Origin of the sequence: Saccharothrix sabaoui (assembly GCF_051756985.1) — a bacterium.
GTDB lineage: Bacteria > Actinomycetota > Actinomycetes > Mycobacteriales > Pseudonocardiaceae > Actinosynnema.
Genome location: NZ_JBPKJK010000177.1, coordinates 1 through 17,863 on the forward strand (window position 1 = coordinate 1; position 17,863 = coordinate 17,863).

The 17,863-nt window shown below is 73.5% G+C and carries 18 protein-coding genes; 10 read left to right on the forward strand and 8 right to left on the reverse strand.

What is annotated here, in order from left to right; translation table 11 throughout:
* Positions 1-176: 176 nt before the first annotated feature.
* Positions 177-1,682, reverse strand: a complete 1,506-nt coding sequence (locus ACR807_RS35440) for a glutamate-cysteine ligase family protein (RefSeq protein WP_438925869.1) — start codon at positions 1,680-1,682, stop codon at positions 177-179.
* A 206-nt stretch (positions 1,683-1,888) separates the two neighbouring features.
* Here ACR807_RS35440 and ACR807_RS35445 point away from each other — a divergent pair, with 206 nt between their 5' ends.
* Together ACR807_RS35445 and ACR807_RS35450 are read left to right on the forward strand one after the other, a co-directional pair.
* Entirely contained in the window at positions 1,889-2,665 is a 777-nt protein-coding gene (locus tag ACR807_RS35445) for a TrmH family RNA methyltransferase (RefSeq protein ID WP_438925870.1), read from the forward strand.
* Positions 2,666-2,722: 57 nt separating this feature from the next.
* On the forward strand, positions 2,723-3,394 hold the full coding sequence (locus ACR807_RS35450; protein ID WP_438925871.1) for a DUF2537 domain-containing protein: 672 nt from the start codon (positions 2,723-2,725) through the stop codon (positions 3,392-3,394).
* Between the two features lie 99 nt (positions 3,395-3,493).
* Here ACR807_RS35450 and ACR807_RS35455 read toward each other — a convergent pair whose 3' ends face one another.
* On the reverse strand, positions 3,494-5,344 hold the full coding sequence (locus ACR807_RS35455; protein ID WP_438925872.1) for an ABC transporter ATP-binding protein: 1,851 nt from the start codon (positions 5,342-5,344) through the stop codon (positions 3,494-3,496).
* Positions 5,341-7,041 carry an ABC transporter ATP-binding protein gene (locus ACR807_RS35460; protein WP_438925873.1) on the reverse strand — a complete coding sequence of 567 codons (1,701 nt, stop codon included), beginning with the start codon at positions 7,039-7,041 and terminating at the stop codon, positions 5,341-5,343. Before ACR807_RS35460 ends, ACR807_RS35455 begins: the two co-directional genes overlap by 4 nt.
* Before the next feature lie 167 nt (positions 7,042-7,208).
* On the opposite strand from ACR807_RS35460, the gene ACR807_RS35465 reads away from it, so the two are divergent.
* The gene (locus tag ACR807_RS35465) at positions 7,209-7,448 is read left to right on the forward strand and encodes a hypothetical protein (RefSeq protein ID WP_438925874.1); all 240 of its coding nucleotides are present in this window, start codon (positions 7,209-7,211) and stop codon (positions 7,446-7,448) included.
* Here the strand turns inward: ACR807_RS35465 and ACR807_RS35470 are convergent.
* The 5 genes from ACR807_RS35470 to ACR807_RS35490 all read right to left on the reverse strand — a co-directional run bounded on the left by ACR807_RS35470 (position 7,445) and on the right by ACR807_RS35490 (position 12,226).
* Complete coding sequence (locus ACR807_RS35470) at positions 7,445-7,876, reverse strand: hypothetical protein (RefSeq protein WP_438925875.1); 432 nt, start codon at positions 7,874-7,876, stop codon at positions 7,445-7,447. The two genes, ACR807_RS35465 and ACR807_RS35470, sit on opposite strands and share 4 nt — an antisense overlap.
* On the reverse strand, positions 7,869-8,243 hold the full coding sequence (locus ACR807_RS35475) for a hypothetical protein (RefSeq protein WP_438925876.1): 375 nt from the start codon (positions 8,241-8,243) through the stop codon (positions 7,869-7,871). Before ACR807_RS35475 ends, ACR807_RS35470 begins: the two co-directional genes overlap by 8 nt.
* A 116-nt stretch (positions 8,244-8,359) precedes the next feature.
* Positions 8,360-9,286: a septation protein SepH gene (sepH, locus tag ACR807_RS35480; protein WP_438925877.1), complete on the reverse strand. Its 927-nt coding sequence runs from the start codon at positions 9,284-9,286 to the stop codon at positions 8,360-8,362.
* A gap of 253 nt (positions 9,287-9,539) precedes the next feature.
* Positions 9,540-10,673 carry a phosphoserine transaminase gene (serC, locus tag ACR807_RS35485; RefSeq protein ID WP_438925886.1) on the reverse strand — a complete coding sequence of 378 codons (1,134 nt, stop codon included), beginning with the start codon at positions 10,671-10,673 and terminating at the stop codon, positions 9,540-9,542.
* A 440-nt stretch (positions 10,674-11,113) separates the two neighbouring features.
* A complete protein-coding gene (locus ACR807_RS35490) occupies positions 11,114-12,226 on the reverse strand; it encodes a citrate synthase 2 (protein WP_438925878.1) in 1,113 nt (370 codons plus the stop codon).
* 196 nt (positions 12,227-12,422) lie between these two features.
* On the opposite strand from ACR807_RS35490, the gene ACR807_RS35495 reads away from it, so the two are divergent.
* From ACR807_RS35495 to pdxH, 7 genes are all read left to right on the forward strand, one after another.
* The gene (locus ACR807_RS35495) at positions 12,423-12,725 is read left to right on the forward strand and encodes an urease subunit gamma (protein WP_438925879.1); all 303 of its coding nucleotides are present in this window, start codon (positions 12,423-12,425) and stop codon (positions 12,723-12,725) included.
* 40 nt (positions 12,726-12,765) lie between these two features.
* On the forward strand, positions 12,766-13,122 hold the full coding sequence (locus ACR807_RS35500; RefSeq protein WP_438925880.1) for an urease subunit beta: 357 nt from the start codon (positions 12,766-12,768) through the stop codon (positions 13,120-13,122).
* Complete coding sequence (locus ACR807_RS35505; protein ID WP_438925881.1) at positions 13,119-14,831, forward strand: urease subunit alpha; 1,713 nt, start codon at positions 13,119-13,121, stop codon at positions 14,829-14,831. Before ACR807_RS35500 ends, ACR807_RS35505 begins: the two co-directional genes overlap by 4 nt.
* Positions 14,831-15,481, forward strand: coding sequence for an urease accessory protein UreF (locus tag ACR807_RS35510; protein WP_438925882.1), 651 nt, complete (start codon positions 14,831-14,833; stop codon positions 15,479-15,481). Before ACR807_RS35505 ends, ACR807_RS35510 begins: the two co-directional genes overlap by 1 nt.
* On the forward strand, positions 15,471-16,244 hold the full coding sequence (gene ureG / locus ACR807_RS35515) for an urease accessory protein UreG (protein WP_438925883.1): 774 nt from the start codon (positions 15,471-15,473) through the stop codon (positions 16,242-16,244). The genes ACR807_RS35510 and ureG overlap by 11 nt, the downstream gene beginning before the upstream one ends.
* Positions 16,241-17,023: an urease accessory protein UreD gene (locus tag ACR807_RS35520; RefSeq protein WP_438925884.1), complete on the forward strand. Its 783-nt coding sequence runs from the start codon at positions 16,241-16,243 to the stop codon at positions 17,021-17,023. The genes ureG and ACR807_RS35520 overlap by 4 nt, the downstream gene beginning before the upstream one ends.
* Positions 17,024-17,141: 118 nt before the next feature.
* The gene (gene pdxH / locus ACR807_RS35525) at positions 17,142-17,801 is read left to right on the forward strand and encodes a pyridoxamine 5'-phosphate oxidase (RefSeq protein WP_438925885.1); all 660 of its coding nucleotides are present in this window, start codon (positions 17,142-17,144) and stop codon (positions 17,799-17,801) included.
* The last annotated feature ends 62 nt before the right edge of the window (positions 17,802-17,863 follow it).

Below are 17,863 nucleotides of genomic sequence, written 5' to 3' on the forward strand. Positions count from 1 at the left end.
CCGCTCGGAGTCCAGGCCGTAGGCCCGGGTCAGGTTCTCCCGGTCCAGCCTGGCGCCCCGACAGTGCGGCGGGCCCCGGAGTCGGGGTGGGGGTGGTCATCGGGTTGTCGTGGCCGCCGCCCGGGGCGTGGTCATGCCGCCCGGGGCCGTGGTCACGGGGTTACGTGGTCATGGGGTCACGGGGTCACCGGCCACGTGTGGACGGGTTCGCCCCCGTGCATGAGTTCCAGGTACCTGGCCAGCATCGTGGACAGGGCGGTGTCGCGGTCGGCGCCTCGGTCCTCCAGTCGGGCCACCGTCTCGCGCTGCCACTGCGAGCCGGTGCGCCTCGCCAGGCACCGGGCCTCGATGACGCCCAGGTAGCGTTCGCGCGCCTCGTCCGAGACGCCGCAGTCTCGCAGGCCCTCGTGCGCCAGGGGGAGCAGCCTGCGCAGCACCAGCTCGTCCGGCGGCACCCAGCCGATGCCGGGCCAGTAGAGCTGGGCGTTCATCCCGTGCCTCGACCCGGCGTACAGGTTCTCCTCCGCGGCGTGGAACGACATCTGGCTCCACAGTGGACGTTCCGACGTCGTCAGCGCCCGCTGCGCGCCGTAGAAGAACGCGGCGTTGGCCATCGTGTCCAGCACCGTCGGCCCGGCCGGCAGCACGCGGTTCTCCACCCGCAGGTGGGGCACGCCGTCCACCACGTCGTACACCGGCCTGTTCCAGCGCCACACCGTCCCGTTGTGCAGCCTCAGCTCGGTCAGCGACGGCGTCCCGCCCGACCCCAGCACGTCCAACGGGTCCTCGTCGCCCGTCTCCGGCAGCAGCGCCGGGAAGTACCGCACGTTCTCCTCGAACAGGTCGAAGATCGACGTGATCCACCGCTCCCCGAACCACACGCGCGGCCGGACGCCCTGGTTCTTCAGCTCCTGCGTCCTGGTGTCGGTGGCCTGCAGGAACAGCGGTATGCGGGTCTCGTGCCACAGCGCCCGCCCGAGCAGGAACGGCGAGTTCGCCGCGATCGCCACCTGCACCCCGGCCAACGCCTGCGCCGCGTTCCAGTGGGCCGCGAAGTCGTCGGGCGCGACCTGGAGGTGCAGCTGCACGGACGTGCAAGCCGCCTCCGGCATGATCGACTCGGAGTAGCTCGACAGCTTCTCGCCCGTCCGCCCGGGCAGCGGCGACAGCTCGCCCGAGATGGACAGCGCCACCTCCTCGCCGCGCTCGGCGAGGATGCGGTCGTTGAGCATCGAGTAGCGCGGCTGGGTGGACAGCCACCGCCGGTCGAAGTGCTCCTGCCGCAACGTCGGCAGCACCCCGATCATCACGATCGACGTCCCGGCGTCGTGCGCCTTGTCGTCGGCCGACGCCAGCGTCGACACCAGCTCCCGCTCCAGGTCGAGCGTCTCGTTCCCGGCCAGCTCGCGCGGCGGGACGTTCACCTCCAGGTTGTGCTGCCCCAGTTCCAGCGTGAACGAGGGGTCGTCGATCTTCTCGAGCACCTCGGAGTTGGCCATGGCCGGCCGGCAGGCGCCGTCGACCAGGTTCAGCTCGATCTCCAACCCCATCTGCTGACGCGGGAACGAGAAGCTGTCCTCGACCAACATGGTCCCCAGCGCGTCCATGCACCGCTGCATGCGCTCGCGGTAGCGCTGGCGATCTTCCCTGGTGAACGTCCGACTGGACACATCCGTACCCATGCCGCCTCCCAATCGGTCGGGGTGCTCCGGCGGGCTCAGCGGAGGCCAACCGTGACACAGCACCCACCTGCTCGCTAGCGCCCAAATCGGTGCTCTCTGTCACATAGCAGTAACAATAAGCGAGAACATGCAGGTTGTGGGCGCGTCTTGTCCGGCCCCTGATCTGCGAGGGGTGTTCACGTGTCGGGAGGTGGGACACTGCCCGGGTGATCGAGATCGACGACCCGGCGGACCCGAGGCTGGACGACTTCCGGGACCTGTCGACGGCCGACCGCCGCCCGGACCGCCCGGGTGGGCGGGGCCTGGTGATCGCCGAGGGCGTGGTCGTCGTCGAACGCCTCCTCGCCTCGCCCTACCCGGTCCGCGCGCTGCTCGGCGTGCGCCGCCGCGTCGAGGCCCTCGGCGACCTCCCGGCACCCGCGTACGTCACCTCCGCCGAGGTGATGGCCGAGGTGGTCGGCTTCCACCTCAACCGGGGCGTGCTCGCCGCCGCCGACCGCGCGCCGCGCCCGTCGCTGGACGACCTGGCCGCCACCTCGACCCGCCTCGCCGTCCTCGAAGGCGTCGGCGACCACGAGAACCTGGGTTCGCTGTTCCGCAACGCCGCCGCGCTCGGCGTGGACGGCGTCGTCCTCGGCCCGGGGTGCAGCGACCCGCTCTACCGGCGCAGCGTCCGCGTCTCGATGGGGCACGTGCTGCGCGTGCCGTTCACGCACGCCCCCGACCTCCGCGAGGGCCTGGACACCCTGAAGGCCAACGGGTTCACGGTCGCCGCCCTCACCCCGCGCGCCGGCTCGGTGGGCCTGGCCGACGCGGGCCTGCGGGGGCGCAAGGTCGCCGTGATGCTCGGTTCCGAGGGACCCGGCCTCACCGAGGAGGCCATCGCCGCGGCCGACGTCGCCGTCCGCATCCCCATGGCCGACGGCGTCGACTCGCTCAACGTCGCGACCGCGGGCGCCATCGCCTTCTACGCCATCGCCTGACGCTTCTGCGCCACCGCCCGAGGCGCTACGTTTCTCTCCGAGCAGAGGAGGACGCAGGTGGAACTGCGGGTCCAGGACGGCCGCGCCGTGCTCGCGGGACGCGACGACGCGGGCGAGCACGAGGTCGACCCCCACACCCTCCCGCTCGGCGCGGGCCTGGCGGACGACCTGCACGAGTGGGCGAAGGTGGCCGACGCCGTGCGCCGCACCGACACGCCCCCCGAGGGTGCCGCCGGTGCCCTGGTGACCAGGCGGGGCCGCCAGCTGGCCGGTCGCCTGGCCGCCGACATGGGGTCACCCGTCCGGTACACCGACCCGGTGACGGGCGACGTGGTCACGGTCGACGTGCCCGCCGACGACCCGGACGACGCGACCGGGGCCGGGGGCGCGGGCGGTGCCCCTGTCGGAACCGGGACCGGAACCGGGAGCGGGAGCGGGACCGACGAGCCGTCCGCCGGTGAGCAGCCGGAACCCACGCCGTGGGCCACCGGGCTCACCGTCAGCCTGATCACGGCGGCGATCGTGACGTTCACCGTGTTCACGCTGTCGGTGGGGCTCGGTGAGACCAGCCAGTGGCTCGCGCTGCTGGCGAACGTCCTGGTGGTCGGCGGCATCTCCCCCTCGGTGTGGCTGGCGCGCAGGGTGCCGGTGTGGCGCTGGATGGCCTACGGCGTCGTCGCGGGCGTCCTCGCGGCCTGGCTGTCGCTCCTGCTCACCACCCTCCTCTGAACACCCTGAACGACAACCTGGACGAACGAACGACAACCTGAACAAACGACCCGGGACGGCCCGGACGGCCCGAACGAGCGGACGGGCCGTCCGGGCCGGTCAGGCCAGCGACTCCCGCCACGCCGAGTGCAGGGCCGCGAACCGCCCGTCCCCCTCGATCAGCTCCTCCGGCGTCCCGTCCTCGACCACCCGGCCGCCGTCGACCACCAGCACGCGGTCCGCGATGAGCACGGTCGACAGCCGGTGGGCGATGATGAACGCCGTCCGGTCGGCCAGCACGGTCTCCAGCGCCCCCTGCACGAGGCGCTCGGTCGGCACGTCCAGGCTGGACGTGGCCTCGTCCAGCACCAGCACCGCCGGGTCGGCCAGGAACGCCCGCGCGAACGCCACCACCTGCCGCTGACCCGCCGACAGCCGCCCGCCGCGCTTGCGCACGTCGGTGTCGTAGCCCTCGGGCAGCGCCCGGATGAACGCGTCCCCGCCGACCGCCCGCGCCGCCGCCTCCACCTCGGCCCGCGTCGCCGACGGCCGCCCCAGCGCGATGTTGTCCGCGACCGAGCCGTCGAACAGGAAGTTCTCCTGCGTCACCATGACCACGGCGCGCCGCAGCTCGACGTCCGCGACGGACCGCAGGTCCACCCCGTCCAGCCGCACCGCGCCCGCCGTCGGGTCGTAGAACCGGGCCACCAGCTTCGCGATGGTCGACTTGCCCGCCCCGGTCGTGCCGACCAGCGCCACCGTCTGCCCGGCGGGCACGGTCAGGTCGAACGGCGGCAGCACCACCGGCGTCGTCGCCGAGTACCGGAACCCCACCCCGTCGAACCGCACCGCGCCCCGCACGTCGCCCAGCGGCGACGGGTCGTCGGGTTCGCGGACCGTCGGCTCCTCCTCCAGCAGCCCGGAAATCTTCTCCAGCGCCGCCGTCGCCGACGCGTACGTGTTCGTGAACATCGCCAGCTGGTCGAACGGGTCGTAGAACCGCCGCACGTACAACGTGAACGCGGCCAGCACCCCCAGCTCCAGCTGCCCGCCCGCGACCCGGAACGCGCCCCACGCCAGGATGACCGCCAGCGACAGGTTGCCGATCGCCCGGACGAGGGCCGTGAACGACGCCATCACGCCCATCGCCTCGGTGTTCGCGTCGCGGAACCGGGTGTTCAGCTCACCCATGATGGCGGCGTTGCGGCGCTCCCGGCGGAACGCCTGCACCGCGCGGACGCCGTTCATGGTCTCCACGAACTGCACGATGATCTGCGCGATGGCGCCGCGCGTGCTGCGGTAGGCGTGCGCCGAGCGGCGGCGGAACCACCGGGTCAGCAGGTACAGCGGCACGAAACCGGACAGCACGACCAGCGCGAGCGGCACGTCCAGGTACAGCAGCACCGCGGAGATGCCGACCACCGACAGCAGCGAGGTCAGCAGGCCGTCGAGGCCCTCCTCCAGCAGGTCCTGCAACGAGTCGATGTCGCTGGTCGCGCGGGAGATGACCTTGCCGGAGGTGTAGGTCTCGTGGAACGCCACGGACAGCCGCTGGGCCTGCCGGAAGATGCGTTCCCGCAGCACGAGCAGCACGTCCTGCCCGACGCGGCCGGTGAGCCGGACGAACGCGAAGCGCAGCCCGGTCGCGACCAGCCCGCTCGCCGCGTACCCGCCGACGCACCACGCCAGCACCGCCGGCCGCCCGTCGAGCGCCGCGGGCACGCCCCGGTCGATGGCGGCGGCGATCAGCAGCGGGCCCGCCAGCACGATCAGGTTCTCCACCACCACGAGCGCCAGCGCCAGCACCGCGGCCCGGGTGTGCGGGCGCAGCAGCTCGCCGAGCAGCCGCCGCGACCGGGCCTGGAGCAGCACGCCCGTGGCCCGGGTGATCTCCTCGACGTCCTCGGCGGCGACGCCGCGCCACGCCTGGTCCCCGGCGCCCGGGGCACTCTCCTCGGTGGGCGCGCTCACGCCGCCACCTCCTCGTCCTCGGCGGTGGACAACAGGTTCCGGTAGGTCTCGTTGACCGCCAGCAGCTCGGTGTGCACACCGACCGCGGCGATCCGCCCGTCGACGAGCAGCGCGACCCGGTCGGCGAGCTGCACCGTGCTCGGCCGGTGCGCCACGACCAGCGCCGTCACGCCGTGCAGGACGCGCCGCAGCGCCGCCTCCACCTCGGCCTCGGTGTGCACGTCGAGCGCGGACAGCGGGTCGTCCAGCACCAGCACCGCCGGGTGCCCGACGACCGCGCGGGCCAGCGCCAGCCGCTGCCGCTGGCCACCGGACAGCGACAGGCCCTGCTCGCCGATGCGGGTGTCCAGGCCCCACGGCAGGGCGTCCACGAACTCCTCGGCCCGCGCCACCCGCAGCGCCTCCCGCACCCGCGCCTCGTCCACGCCCGGCGCGCCGAGCGCCACGTTCTCGGTGACGCTCGCCGAGAACAGGATCGGTTCCTCGAACGCCGTGCCGACCACCCGCCGCAGCTCCGCCAGGTCCAGGTCGCGCACGTCCACGCCGTCCACGGTGACCCGGCCGCGGGTGACGTCCGCGAGGCGCGGCACGAGCGCGGTGAGCGTCGTCTTGCCCGACCCGGTCGCGCCGACCAGCGCCACCGTCTCGCCGGGCCGGATGTCCAGGTCGACGCCGCGCAGCACCTCGTCCTCGGCGCCGGGGTGCGCGAAGTGCACGCCCTCGAACCGCACGTGCCCGCGCACCGGGGTCGCCGACGGTTTCGGGACGGCGGGCCCGCGCACGGTGACCGGCTCGTCGAGCACCTCGCGGAAGCGCTCCACCGCGGACGCGGTCGAGTTCGCCTCCGCCAGCAGCCACCCGATCGAGTCGACCGGCCAGCGCAGGTAGGCGAACACCGCGACGGCGGCGACGAGCGTGCCGGCGGTGGTCGTGCCGTTCGCGATGCCGACCGCGCCGAACGCGAGCTGCCCGGCGATGCCCAGCTCGGGCAGCACGATCAGCACCGCCCACAGCGCGGCGAACACCCGCACCTTCGCCAGTTCGGTGTCGCGCAGCTCGCGGGCCTGGCGCAGGAACCGCTTCGCCAGGTGCGGGCCGCGCCCGAACGCCTTCAGCACCCGGATGCCCAGCACCGACTCCTCGACCACGGTCGTCAGGTCGCCGGCCTGGTCCTGCGCCCGCCGCGCGACGACCTTGAACCTCGACTCGAACAGGTAGGACAGCAGCACCAGCGGCAGCGTGCAGACCAGCGCGACGGAGCCGAGCACCGGCGACAGCCAGAACAGCACGCCCAGGCCGACCAGCACCACGAACGTGTTGACGACGAGGAACACCAGCGAGAAGCCGACGAACCGCCGCACCTGGGTCAGGTCGGTCGTGCCGCGCGACAGCAGCTGCCCCGACTGCCACCGGTCGTGGAACGACACCTGGAGCCGCTGGAGGTGGTCGTACAGGTCGGAGCGCATCCGCGCCTCGACGTCCGACGCCGGGCCCGCGATGAGCCTGCGGCGGGCGTAGAACAGGCCGGCCTCGGCGCAGCCGAGCAGCACGACCACACCTATGAGCAGCGGCAACGCCCCCAGGTCGCGGCCGGCGATCGGGCCGTCCACGATGCGTTGGGTGACGAGAGGTATGCCCAGCCCGCACATCATGGCCAGCGCGGTGGCCGCCGCGCTGAGCGCGATCGGCGTCCGCACGGGTTTGAGGTACGGCCACAGCCCGCGCAGAGTCGCGGCCGTGGAAGTAGGTTCTTCCGACACGAGTCCCCCTCCGGTCTCCCCCCGACGTTACGAAGGAAGACCGACGCTCGGCACCCGAGTTTTCCCCGGGCTCGTCCCGGTACGACCGTGCAAGCTCGACCCCGGTGGAGGTCAAGGTGGACGTCCGGTACCTGCGCACCGAGCCGACCATGGCGTTCCCGCGCGGCAGGCTGCTCGCGGTGCGCGGCGGTCGCCTGCACGTGTGGGCCCCTGACGGCTGGGACGTCGTCGGTGGCACCCGGCCCGAGGGCGCGCGGCCGATGAGCCGCGCCGAGGCGGAGGGGTGGTGCCGGGCGGAGGGCGTGGACCAGGTCGTGCTGGACACCGTGCCCCGACCGGGCTAGCCCCGCTTGCGCCCGCGCACCGCCGCCGGGGCCGTGACCAGGCCCGCGAGGCCGTAGCAGGCGGCCGCGAGCAGGACGAGCACGGTCCACCGGTCGCCCAGGCCGGCCCACCGCTCGGGGAGCCGGAAGTAGTGCGCGAGGCCCAGCAGGACCGGCCCGACCAGCACCACCGGCCACACCGGGCGGACCTTGAGCAGCCACAGCGCCGGCCCGGCGAGCAGGGCGCTGACCAGCAGCGCGACCGGTAGCCCGACCACGACGAGCAGGATGAACTCGCTCAACGTGGTCTCGTTCACGACCCGGTCGAGCACGCCGGTGCGGTAGGCCCAGATCCAGGCGACCAGCAGCGCCGCGCCCACCCCGGCCGACAGCACGACGCGCAGCAGCACGGTGAACGCGGCGCGGCCCGCCGTCGAGGTCTCAGCCACGCCGGGCAGTCTCGCGCACGTCGTGCCGCGCTGTCACGGGCGCGGCCAGCACGAACCCGACCACGCCGGCCAGCACGCCGCCGCCCGGCACGCTCACCCACACCGTCGCCAGCGTCAGCACGGCGGTGAACGTCACCCCGACCGCCGCGAACCCCAGGGGGCGCGCCCGGCGTGCCGCGGCCAGCACCAGCCAGGCCAGCAGCACGCCCACGAACAGGCTCACCGGGATCGCGACCAGGCCCAGCCCGAGGCAGTCCCAGTCGTCCTTGGAGCACACCGCCCCGGAGGCGATGAACTCGCGCAGCCCCCACCAGGCCGCACCCAGCCCGGCCCCGACCGCGGCACCGACGACCACCCGTCCCAGCATGACCGCCGAGTACCCGCCCGGTGACCCGCGGGAAACCCCCACCCGGCCGAGCCCGCACCCTCCACCGGCATGCGAGAGGCCCTCACCCGACCGGGTGGGGGCCTCTCGTCACGATCTCAGCCCCGGTTGGAGCGGACGCCCAGCAGGACGTCCTCCCACGACGGCACGATCGGGTGGGTCTTCTTGCCACCGCGCTTGGGCGGCGGCTCCTTGCGCGGCGGCTGCTTGGACCCCGCCGCCGGGGTCGGCTGCTGCTGCTGCGGGACCGGCGGCGGCTCCTCCGCGACGGGCTCCTCGACGACCGGCACGGGCTCCGGCTCCGGCACCACCGGCGGCGGGGGCGGGGGCGCGACCGGGACGACGGGCTCCTCGCGGGCGAGGATCTCCGGCTCCGGCTGGCGCTCCACCTCCAGCGCCTGGCGGGCCAGCGCCGTCACCGGGCGCAGGCTGCGCAGGCCCCGGTTCGGGTTCGGGTCCATCAGGTCCACGGCGGCGTCGTCCAGCGCGGTCACCGTGCCGCCCTGCACGCCCGGGTGGAACGCCCAGTGCGCGCGGTTGTCCGAGCGGCCCGCCGTCCAGTGCAGCTGCACGACCCAGCGGCCGTCCTCGCCGCGCCACGAGTCCCAGCTGACGTCGGCGTACTCCTGGCCGCGCAGGCCGAACGAGTGCGCCACGACCTCGCCGAGCGTCTGCACGTCCGGGCCGTCCTCGCGGACGGGGTGGGCGCGCTGCGCCAGGTCGGCCGTGCGGGACCGCTCCAGCAGCACGGGGTAGGCGAACCGCTCGACGCGGTGCTTCGGGATGCCGGCCGCCGCGGCGACCTGCTCCACCGACTCGCCGGCGCGGATGCGGGCCTGGATCTCGCGCGGTCGCATCTGCGACTCGCTCTCGACCTCGATCTGGCCGAGCCGGGTCAGGTCGCCTCGCGCGGCCGCGCGCAAGCGCTCGTCGGCGGGGAGCACGAAGCGCTCGCCGCGATCCGGGTCCTCCAAGATGACGGACTTGCCGTCGTCTTCGAGCCCGATGACTCGCAACGCTCGCATCATGGCCTCCCCGATGACTCACCTCGCCGACTGCTGACGTTAATCCGGCGCGCCGCCTTGACGGGTGAGGCTCGCCGTGCCCATCGATATCTTCGTGTGATCTTGCCGTATGTCGTCCGTGTCCGCACGTCCGTTACGGGCGCGTCCACCGTCCAGGGTGCCTGATCACGGGCCCGATGGACACCCCCGGGCACGAGAACGCCGAACGGCCGGCCACCCGCGCGGGGTGGCCGGCCGTCCGGTGCGCGATCGGTCAGAGCTGCCCCACGACCCAGTCGACGGCCCGGGTCAGCGTCGTCACGTCGGTCGGCTCGACGGCCGGGAACATGGCGACGCGCAGCTGGTTGCGGCCCAGCTTGCGGTACGGCTCCACGTCCACGACGCCGTTCGCGCGGAGCGCCTTGGCGACGGCCGAGGCGTCCACCGCGTCGTCGAAGTCGATCGTGCCGACGACCTGCGAGCGGTGGGCCGGGTCGGCCACGTACGGGGTCGTGTAGGACGTCGACTCGGCCCACGAGTACAGGCGCGAGGACGAGTCGGCGGTGCGCTCGACGGCCCACTTCAGGCCGCCGTTGCCCAAGATCCACTCGATCTGGTGGTTCAGCAGGAACAGGGTCGCCAGCGACGGCGTGTTGTACGTCTGGTCCTTGGTGGAGTTGTCCAGCGCCGTGGTCAGCGACAGGAACTCCGGCACCCAGCGGCCCGACGCGCCGATCTCGGCCACCCGCTCCAGCGCGGCGGGGGACATGAGCGCGATCCACAGGCCGCCGTCGGAGGCGAAGTTCTTCTGCGGCGCGAAGTAGTAGACGTCGTAGTCGGACGCCTCGACCGGCAGGCCGCCGGCGGCCGACGTGGCGTCGATCGCGACCAGCGCGCCGTCCGAGCCGGCCGGGCGGGAGACGGGCACCGCGACACCGGTCGACGTCTCGTTGTGCGCCCAGCCGACGAGGTCGGCGCCCTCGGCGTAGGCGATCTCCGGCGCGGAGCCCGGGTCGGCCTTGACCACGATCGAGTCGCCCAGGAACGGGGCGTCCGAGGTGACCTTGGCGAACTTCGAGGAGAACTCGCCGTAGGTGAAGTGCTGCGCGCGCTCGCGCACCAGGCCGAACGCGGCGGCGTCCCAGAAGGCGGTCGTGCCGCCGTTGCCGAGGACGACCTCGTAGCCGTCGGGCAGCGAGAACAGCTCGCGCAGACCGGCGCGCACCGAGCCCACCAGGGACTTGACCGGCTTCTGCCGGTGGGAGGTGCCCATCAGCGCGGCGCCCTCGGCCGCGAGCGCCGCGAGGGCCTCGGGACGGACCTTGGAGGGCCCGCAGCCGAAGCGGCCGTCGGACGGCCGGAGGTCGGAGGGCAGGACCAACGAGGTGGGGTCGGCGGTCTGGGTCATCGCGAAGCCTCCGGTCACGGGGAGGGGGTCGGCACGACCGGCGCCGTTGCCGGGGGCCTAAGTGTTGCAGCAGCGTGGCCGGGCGGTGACGGCCGGGTGTCCGTGGTCACTTCCCGCAGCTGACGCACCGTGGACTGTAGACAGTCCACACCCTCCCGAGAGTCCAACCCCCAGCCCCCGAGAGTCCAACCCCCAGGCCCGGCGAGTCCAACGCTCACGACCCGCGAGTCCAACGCTCAGGACCCCTGAGTTCTGCATTCACGGCTCACACCGTTAGGCATGAGCGCATGACACGGGGGTCGTGAGCGCATGACTCGCGGGTCGTGAGCGCATGACTCGCGGGTCGTGAACGTAGAACTCAGGGGGTCTGGGGGTTGGACTCTCGGGGTCTGGAGGTTGGACTCTCGGGGTCTGGGGGTTGGACTCTCGGAGAAGGGGGGTTAGGCGATCTGGTCCCAGCCCTCTACTTCGGAGGGCTTGCGGGGGCCCGGGCCGATGTAGGAGGCGGACGGGCGGACCAGGCGGCCGGTGCGCTTCTCCTCCAGGATGTGCGCCGACCAGCCGGCGGTGCGGGCGCAGGTGAACATCGCGGGCATCATGTGCGGCGGCACCTGGGCGAAGTCCAGGATCACCGCGGCCCAGAACTCGACGTTCGTCTCGATCGCCCGGTCCGGGCGGCGCTCGCGCAGCTCGGCCAGCGCGGCCTGCTCCAGCGCGTCGGCCGCCTCGTAGCGGGTCGCGCCCAGCTCCTTGCACGTCCGCCGCAGCACGCGCGCCCGCGGGTCCTCCGCCCGGTACACCCGGTGCCCGAAGCCCATCAGCCGCTCGCCGCGGTCGAGGACGCCCTTGACGAAGGCGCGCGCGTCACCGGTCCGCTCGACCTCCTCGATCATCGGCAGCACGCGCGCGGGCGCGCCGCCGTGCAGCGGGCCGGACATCGCGCCGATCGCGCCGGACATGGCCGCCGCCACGTCCGCGCCGGTCGCGGCGATGACGCGGGCGGTGAACGTGGAGGCGTTCAGGCCGTGCTCGGCCGCCGACACCCAGTACGCGTCGAGCGCCTTCACGTGCGCCGGGTCGGGCTCGCCGCGCCAGCGGGTCAGGAAGCGCTCGGTGATGGTGCGGCACTCGTCGATGCGGTACTGCGGCACGGCGGGCCGCCCGATGCCGCGCGCGGACTGCGCCGCGTACGACAGGGCCATGACGGAGGCGCGGGCCAACTGCTCGCGCGCCTGCTCGTCGGTGATGTCCAGCAGCGGCTGGTAGCCCCAGATGGGGGCGACCATGGCCAGCGCCGCCTGCACGTCGACCCGCACGTCGCCGGTGTGCACCGGGATGGGGAACGGCTCGGCGGGCGGCAGGCCGGGGCCGAAGCGGCCGTCGACCAGCAGCGCCCACACATTGCCGAAGGTCACCTTGCCGGCGAGGTCCTCGATGTCGACGCCGCGGTAGCGCAGCGCGCCACCGTCGCGGTCCGGCTCGGCGATCTCGGTGCGGAAGGCGACCACGCCCTCAAGTCCCGGTTTGAACCCGTCGTCCTCGCTCTGCACCACGCTGTGCGCTCCTTCTCGGCGGAAGTTGAGAGTTGTCAGCACCTTCCTCCGGGTGGCACGCACCCGCAATCAGGCCGGCCCGTGGCGTCGGTCACGATCAAGGAAACGATTCAGAACGCAAGCCGATCGCAAGGTGATCGTTAAGCCCTTGTTTCCACGAGGCGGTAGCGGCGTTGCGCGTGGTAGACCACCGGTCATGCACCTCACGCCCCACGAGCGGGACAAGCTGCTGGTCCACGTCGCGGCCGACGTCGCGCGCAGGCGGCTGGAGCGCGGTGTGGTCCTGAACTACCCGGAGGCGGTCGCGCTCATCACCGACCACGTGCTGGAGGGCGCGCGGGACGGTCGCTCGGTCAGCGAGCTGATGGACAGCGGCCGGCACGTCCTCGCGCGCGCCCAGGTGCTGCCGGGCGTGCCCGAGATGATCGAGTCCGTGCAGGTGGAGGCCACCTTCCCGGACGGCACGAAGCTCGTGACCGTGCACGACCCGATCGTGTGATCCCACCCGATCGCGCGACCCGACAGGCGAGGAGCCGCCCGTGATCCCCGGCGAGATCATCCCCGGCGACGAGCCGGTGGAGCTGAACCCCGGACGGCCGCGGACCGCGCTCGTCGTGGTCAACGCGGCGGACCGGCCCGTGCAGGTCGGGTCGCACTACCACTTCGCGGCGGTCAACCCGGGCCTGGAGTTCGACCGCGAGGCGGCGTGGGGCAAGCGGCTGGACGTCCCGGCGGGCACGGCGGTGCGCTTCGAGCCGGGCGTGGAGCGGGAGGTCGTGCTGGTGCCGATCGCCGGGGCGCGGCGCGTGCCGGGGCTGCGGCCGGAGTGGGCCGGCGACCTGGACGGGCGGGACCGGAGCGGGCGGGACCTGGACGGGCGGGGGCTGGACGGGTGACGGACATCGACCGCCGCCGCTACGCGGACCTGCTCGGGCCCACCGCGGGCGACCGGATCAGGCTCGCCGACACCGACATCCTCATCGAGGTCACCGAGGACCGCAGCAGGGGCGCGGGCTCCGGCGACGAGGTGATCTTCGGCGGCGGCAAGGTGATCCGCGAGTCCATGGGGCAGGGCGTGGCGACCCGCGCCGAGGGCGCGCCCGACCTCGTCATCACCGGCGCGGTGGTGCTCGACCACTGGGGCGTCGTCAAGGCGGACGTGGGCGTGCGCGACGGCCGGATCGTCGGCATCGGCAAGGCCGGCAACCCGGACACGATGGACGGCGTCGACCCGGCGCTGGTCATCGGCCCCGGCACCGAGGTGCTGTCCGGCAACGGCAAGGTGCTCACCGCGGGCGGCATCGACTGCCACGTGCACTTCGTCTGCCCGCAGATCGTGGAGACCGCCGTCGCGTCGGGCCTCACCACGCTCGTCGGCGGCGGCACCGGTCCGGCCGAGGGCACGAAGGCCACCACGGTCACGCCCGGCGCGTGGAACCTCGGCCGGATGCTGGCCTCGATGGACCACATGCCGGTGAACGTGCTGCTGCTCGGCAAGGGCAACACCACCCGCGAGGACGCCCTGCGCGAGCAGCTCGCCGGCGGCGCGGGCGGGTTCAAGCTGCACGAGGACTGGGGCACCACGCCCGCCGCGATCGACGCGTGCCTGCGGGTGGCGGACGAGTCGGGCGTGCAGGTCGCCATCCACACCGACACGCTCAACGAGGCCGGGTTCCTGGAGTCGACGCTGGCCGCGATCGCGGGCCGGTCGATCAACGCATACCACTCCGAGGGCGCGGGCGGCGGGCACGCGCCGGACATCATCCAGGTGGTGTCCGAGCCGAACGTGCTGCCGTCGTCGACGAACCCGACCCGCCCGCACACCGTGAACACCCTCGAAGAGCACCTCGACATGCTGATGGTGTGCCACCACCTCAACCGGTCGGTGCCCGAGGACCTGGCGTTCGCGGAGAGCCGCATCCGGCCCACCACGATCGCCGCCGAGGACGTGCTGCACGACCTGGGCGCGATCTCCATGATCAGCTCCGACTCGCAGGCCATGGGCCGGGTCGGCGAGGTGATCATCCGAACGTGGCAGACCGCGCACGTGATGAAGAAGGCGCGCGGGGCGCTGCCCGGTGACGGCGCGGCGGACAACCTGCGCGCCCGCCGGTACGTCGCGAAGTACACGATCAACCCGGCCGTCGCGCACGGCATCGACCACGAGGTGGGCTCGGTCGAGGTCGGCAAGCTCGCCGACCTCGTGCTGTGGGAGCCGAAGTTCTTCGGCGTGCGGCCGTCGGTGGTGCTCAAGGGCGGGTTCATCGCGCACGCGGCGATGGGCGACGCGAACGCGTCCATCCCGACCCCGCAGCCGATCCTGTCCCGGCCGATGTTCGGGGCGCACTCGGCGGCGCTGAGCAGCGTGCACTTCGTGTCGCGGCAGGCGGTCGACGCCGACCTGGCGGGGCTGCTGCGGCTGGCCCGGCCGCTGGTGCCGGTCGGCGACACGCGGAACGTGACCAAGGCCGACATGGTGCTCAACGACGCCCTGCCGGACGTGCGGGTCGACCCGGACAGCTTCGCCGTGCGCATCGACGGCGACCTGGTCGAACCGCAGCCGGTGGCGGAGCTGCCCATGGCCCAGCGCTACTTCCTGTTCTGATGGACCTCGTCGCGGTCATGCTCGCGGACTCCCGTTTCCCGGGCGGCGGCCACGTCCACTCGGGCGGCCTGGAGGAGGCGGCGGCGCGCGGGCTCGTGCACGACGAGGCGTCGTTGCGCTCCTTCCTGGTCGGCCGGCTGCGCACGGCGGGCGCGCTGGGCGCGGTGTTCGCGGCGGCGGCCACCCGCGGCCGGTACGCGGAGCTGGACGTCGAGCTGGACGCCCGGACCCCGTCGCCCGCCCAGCGCGCGGCGTCGCGCACCCAGGGCCGGGGCATCGCGCGGGCGGCGACGCGGGCGTGGCCGTCGGCGGAGCTGACCGGGCTGCTGCGGGCCACCCCGAGACCGCACCACCCGATCGTGGTGGGCGTGCTGGTGGCCGACCCGTTCGCCGCCGCCCAGACCGTCGCCTACCACGCCGTGACCGGCCCGGCGACAGGCGCGATCCGGCTGCTCGGGCTCGACCCGTTCGGGGTGAACGCCGTGCTCGCGCGGCTCGCGCCGGAGATCGACGCGGTCGCCGCGCACGCCGTCCGGCACGCCGACGACGACCCCGCGGACCTGCCCGCGCCCAGCGCCCCGGGCCTCGACCTGCTGGCCGAGGCCCACGACCGACACCACGCGGAAGAGGTGCGTCTCTTTGTCAGCTGACCACGGCCACGGCCACGTGCACCCGGTGAACTTCGACCCGACCGACGCCGGCCACGACCCGCACGACCACGCGCACGACCACGCGCACGACCCGCACGGGCACGGGCACCGCGCCGTGCGGCTCGGGATCGGCGGCCCGGTGGGCTCGGGCAAGACCGCGCTGACCGCCGCGCTGTGCCGGGCGCTGGGCGGCAGCGTGGACCTGGCGGTGGTGACCAACGACATCTACACCACCGAGGACGCCGACTTCCTGCGCGCGGCGGGCGTGCTGGACACCGAGCGGATCGAGGCGGTGCAGACCGGCGCGTGCCCGCACACCGCGATCCGCGACGACATCACCGCCAACCTCGACGCGGTGGAGCTGCTGGAGCACCGGTTCCCCGGCCTGGAGCTGGTGATCATCGAGAGCGGCGGCGACAACCTGACCGCCGTGTTCAGCCGCGGCCTGGTCGACCGGCAGGTGTTCGTGGTCGACGTGGCGGGCGGCGACAAGGTGCCGCGCAAGGGCGGCCCCGGCGTGACCACCGCCGACCTGCTGGTGATCAACAAGACGGACCTCGCGCCGATGGTGGGCGCCGACCTCGGCGTCATGACCTCCGACGCCCACCGGGTGCGCGGCGAGCTGCCGGTGATCAGCCAGTCCCTGGTGGAGACCCCGGACGCCCCCGCCGTGGCCGAGTGGGTGCGCGCCCAGCTCCGCGTGCTGGCCGGGTCCGGGATCGGGGTCGGGGCCGAGGTCGGGTCCGGGTCCGGGGCCGGGTGAGGGCGCGGGCGCACCTGGCCGTCGAGCGCGGCCGGGACGGGCGGACCGTCGTGCGCGGGATGCGGTCGATGGCCCCGCTCAGGCTCGTGCCGGCCAGGGGGTCGGGGGACGCGGCCCTGGTCCACCTCGTCAGCGCGGTCACGTCCCCGCTCGGCGGCGACGACCTCGAACTGCGGGTCGTGGTCGGCCCCGGCGCGTCCCTGGTGTTGCGCGGAGTAGCCGCCACGCTCGCGCTGCCCGGCCACCGCGAGGGCGGCAGCCGGGCGCTCGTGCACGTGGAGCTGGAGGCCGGCGCGAGCCTGGAGCACCTCCCCGAACCGACCGTCGTCACGGCCCGCGCGCACCACGAGGCGGTGTTCCGGGCGGACCTCGCGGACGACGCCCGTTTGCGCACGCGGGAAATAGTCGCGATGGGCCGGCTGAACGAAAGAGCGGGTTCGCTCACCACCACTCTCGACATCCGCGGGAACGGCCCCGTCATAAAGCAGACATCTCATTTGGGGGTGCCCGAGGTGGACGGTTCGCCGGCCGGGCTGGCGGGCCGCCGCGTGCTCGGCACCGAGCTGCTCCGCTGGGGCCCCGACCTGCCGGCGGCGGTCGCCGAGGACTGGTGGTCCCTCGTCCCGCTGGCCCGCGGCGGCAGCCTCGCGACCGCCCTGGCGGACGACGCGGTGACCGTGGAACGCGCTTTGGACGAGGCGCGCCGCAGGCACCCCGGATCGTCCGAAGCGCTTCTGACTCGATCCCGGACACGATTCCGAGTCGAAGCTCACAGTTAGACCCCCGGATCGGGTGGTAGCCATCACCACCCAGGCGGTTCCGCGATTAGCGTGGAGCCCGTACGGTCGCGGGAACCCCAGGCACCACGAGTGCTCAGCCCAGCTCCGGGAGGTCGGTATGACGGAGACGACGACCGCTATCGCGCTGCCGTCGATGCGCGTGTCCTACGAGCAGGGTTCGCTCACGGAGAGCGACCTCGCCGCCAGTTGGCACGAGCAGCTCCAGCTGTGGCTCGACCAGGCGGCGGGCGCCGGTCTGTCGGAGCCGAACGCGATGGTGCTCGCCACCGCCGACCCGCAGGGCCGCCCCTCGTCCCGCACCGTCCTGGCCAAGGGCCTCGACGAGCGCGGCCTGGTGTTCTTCACCAACTACACGTCCGCCAAGAGCCACGACCTGATGGCCACGCGCTACGCGTCGGCCACGTTCCCGTGGTTCGCCATGCAGCGGCAGGCCCACGTGCGCGGCACCGTGGAGAAGGTCGGCCCGGCGGAGACCGCCGCCTACTGGGAGAGCCGCCCGCGCGGGTCGCAGATCGGCGCCTGGGCGTCGCCGCAGTCGCGGGTGGTCCGGGGCCGCACCACGCTGGAGAGCGCGCTGCACAAGGTCGAGCGCCAGTTCGCCGACGCCGACCGCGTACCCGTGCCGCCGCACTGGGGCGGCTGGCGCATCCGGCCCGAGGAGGTCGAGTTCTGGCAGGGCCGCCGTGACCGCATGCACGACCGCCTGCGCTTCCGCCTCAGCCGCGACGGCTGGGAAGTGCAGCGCGTCGCACCGTAGTCCCTCGTCGTGCCTGGTAGGAGCCCTGCGGTCGATCGTCGGCCGCGGGGCTCCCGCGCGTT

Coding starts and splice junctions, on each gene's coding strand:
- ACR807_RS35440 (WP_438925869.1), bottom strand. CDS start 1,682: ATGGGTACGGATGTGTCCAGTCGGACGTTCACCAGGGAAGATCGCCAG.
- ACR807_RS35475 (WP_438925876.1), bottom strand. CDS start 8,243: ATGCTGGGACGGGTGGTCGTCGGTGCCGCGGTCGGGGCCGGGCTGGGT.
- sepH (WP_438925877.1), bottom strand. CDS start 9,286: ATGCGAGCGTTGCGAGTCATCGGGCTCGAAGACGACGGCAAGTCCGTC.
- serC (WP_438925886.1), bottom strand. CDS start 10,673: ATGACCCAGACCGCCGACCCCACCTCGTTGGTCCTGCCCTCCGACCTC.
- ACR807_RS35495 (WP_438925879.1), top strand. CDS start 12,423: ATGCACCTCACGCCCCACGAGCGGGACAAGCTGCTGGTCCACGTCGCG.
- ACR807_RS35510 (WP_438925882.1), top strand. CDS start 14,831: ATGGACCTCGTCGCGGTCATGCTCGCGGACTCCCGTTTCCCGGGCGGC.
- pdxH (WP_438925885.1), top strand. CDS start 17,142: ATGACGGAGACGACGACCGCTATCGCGCTGCCGTCGATGCGCGTGTCC.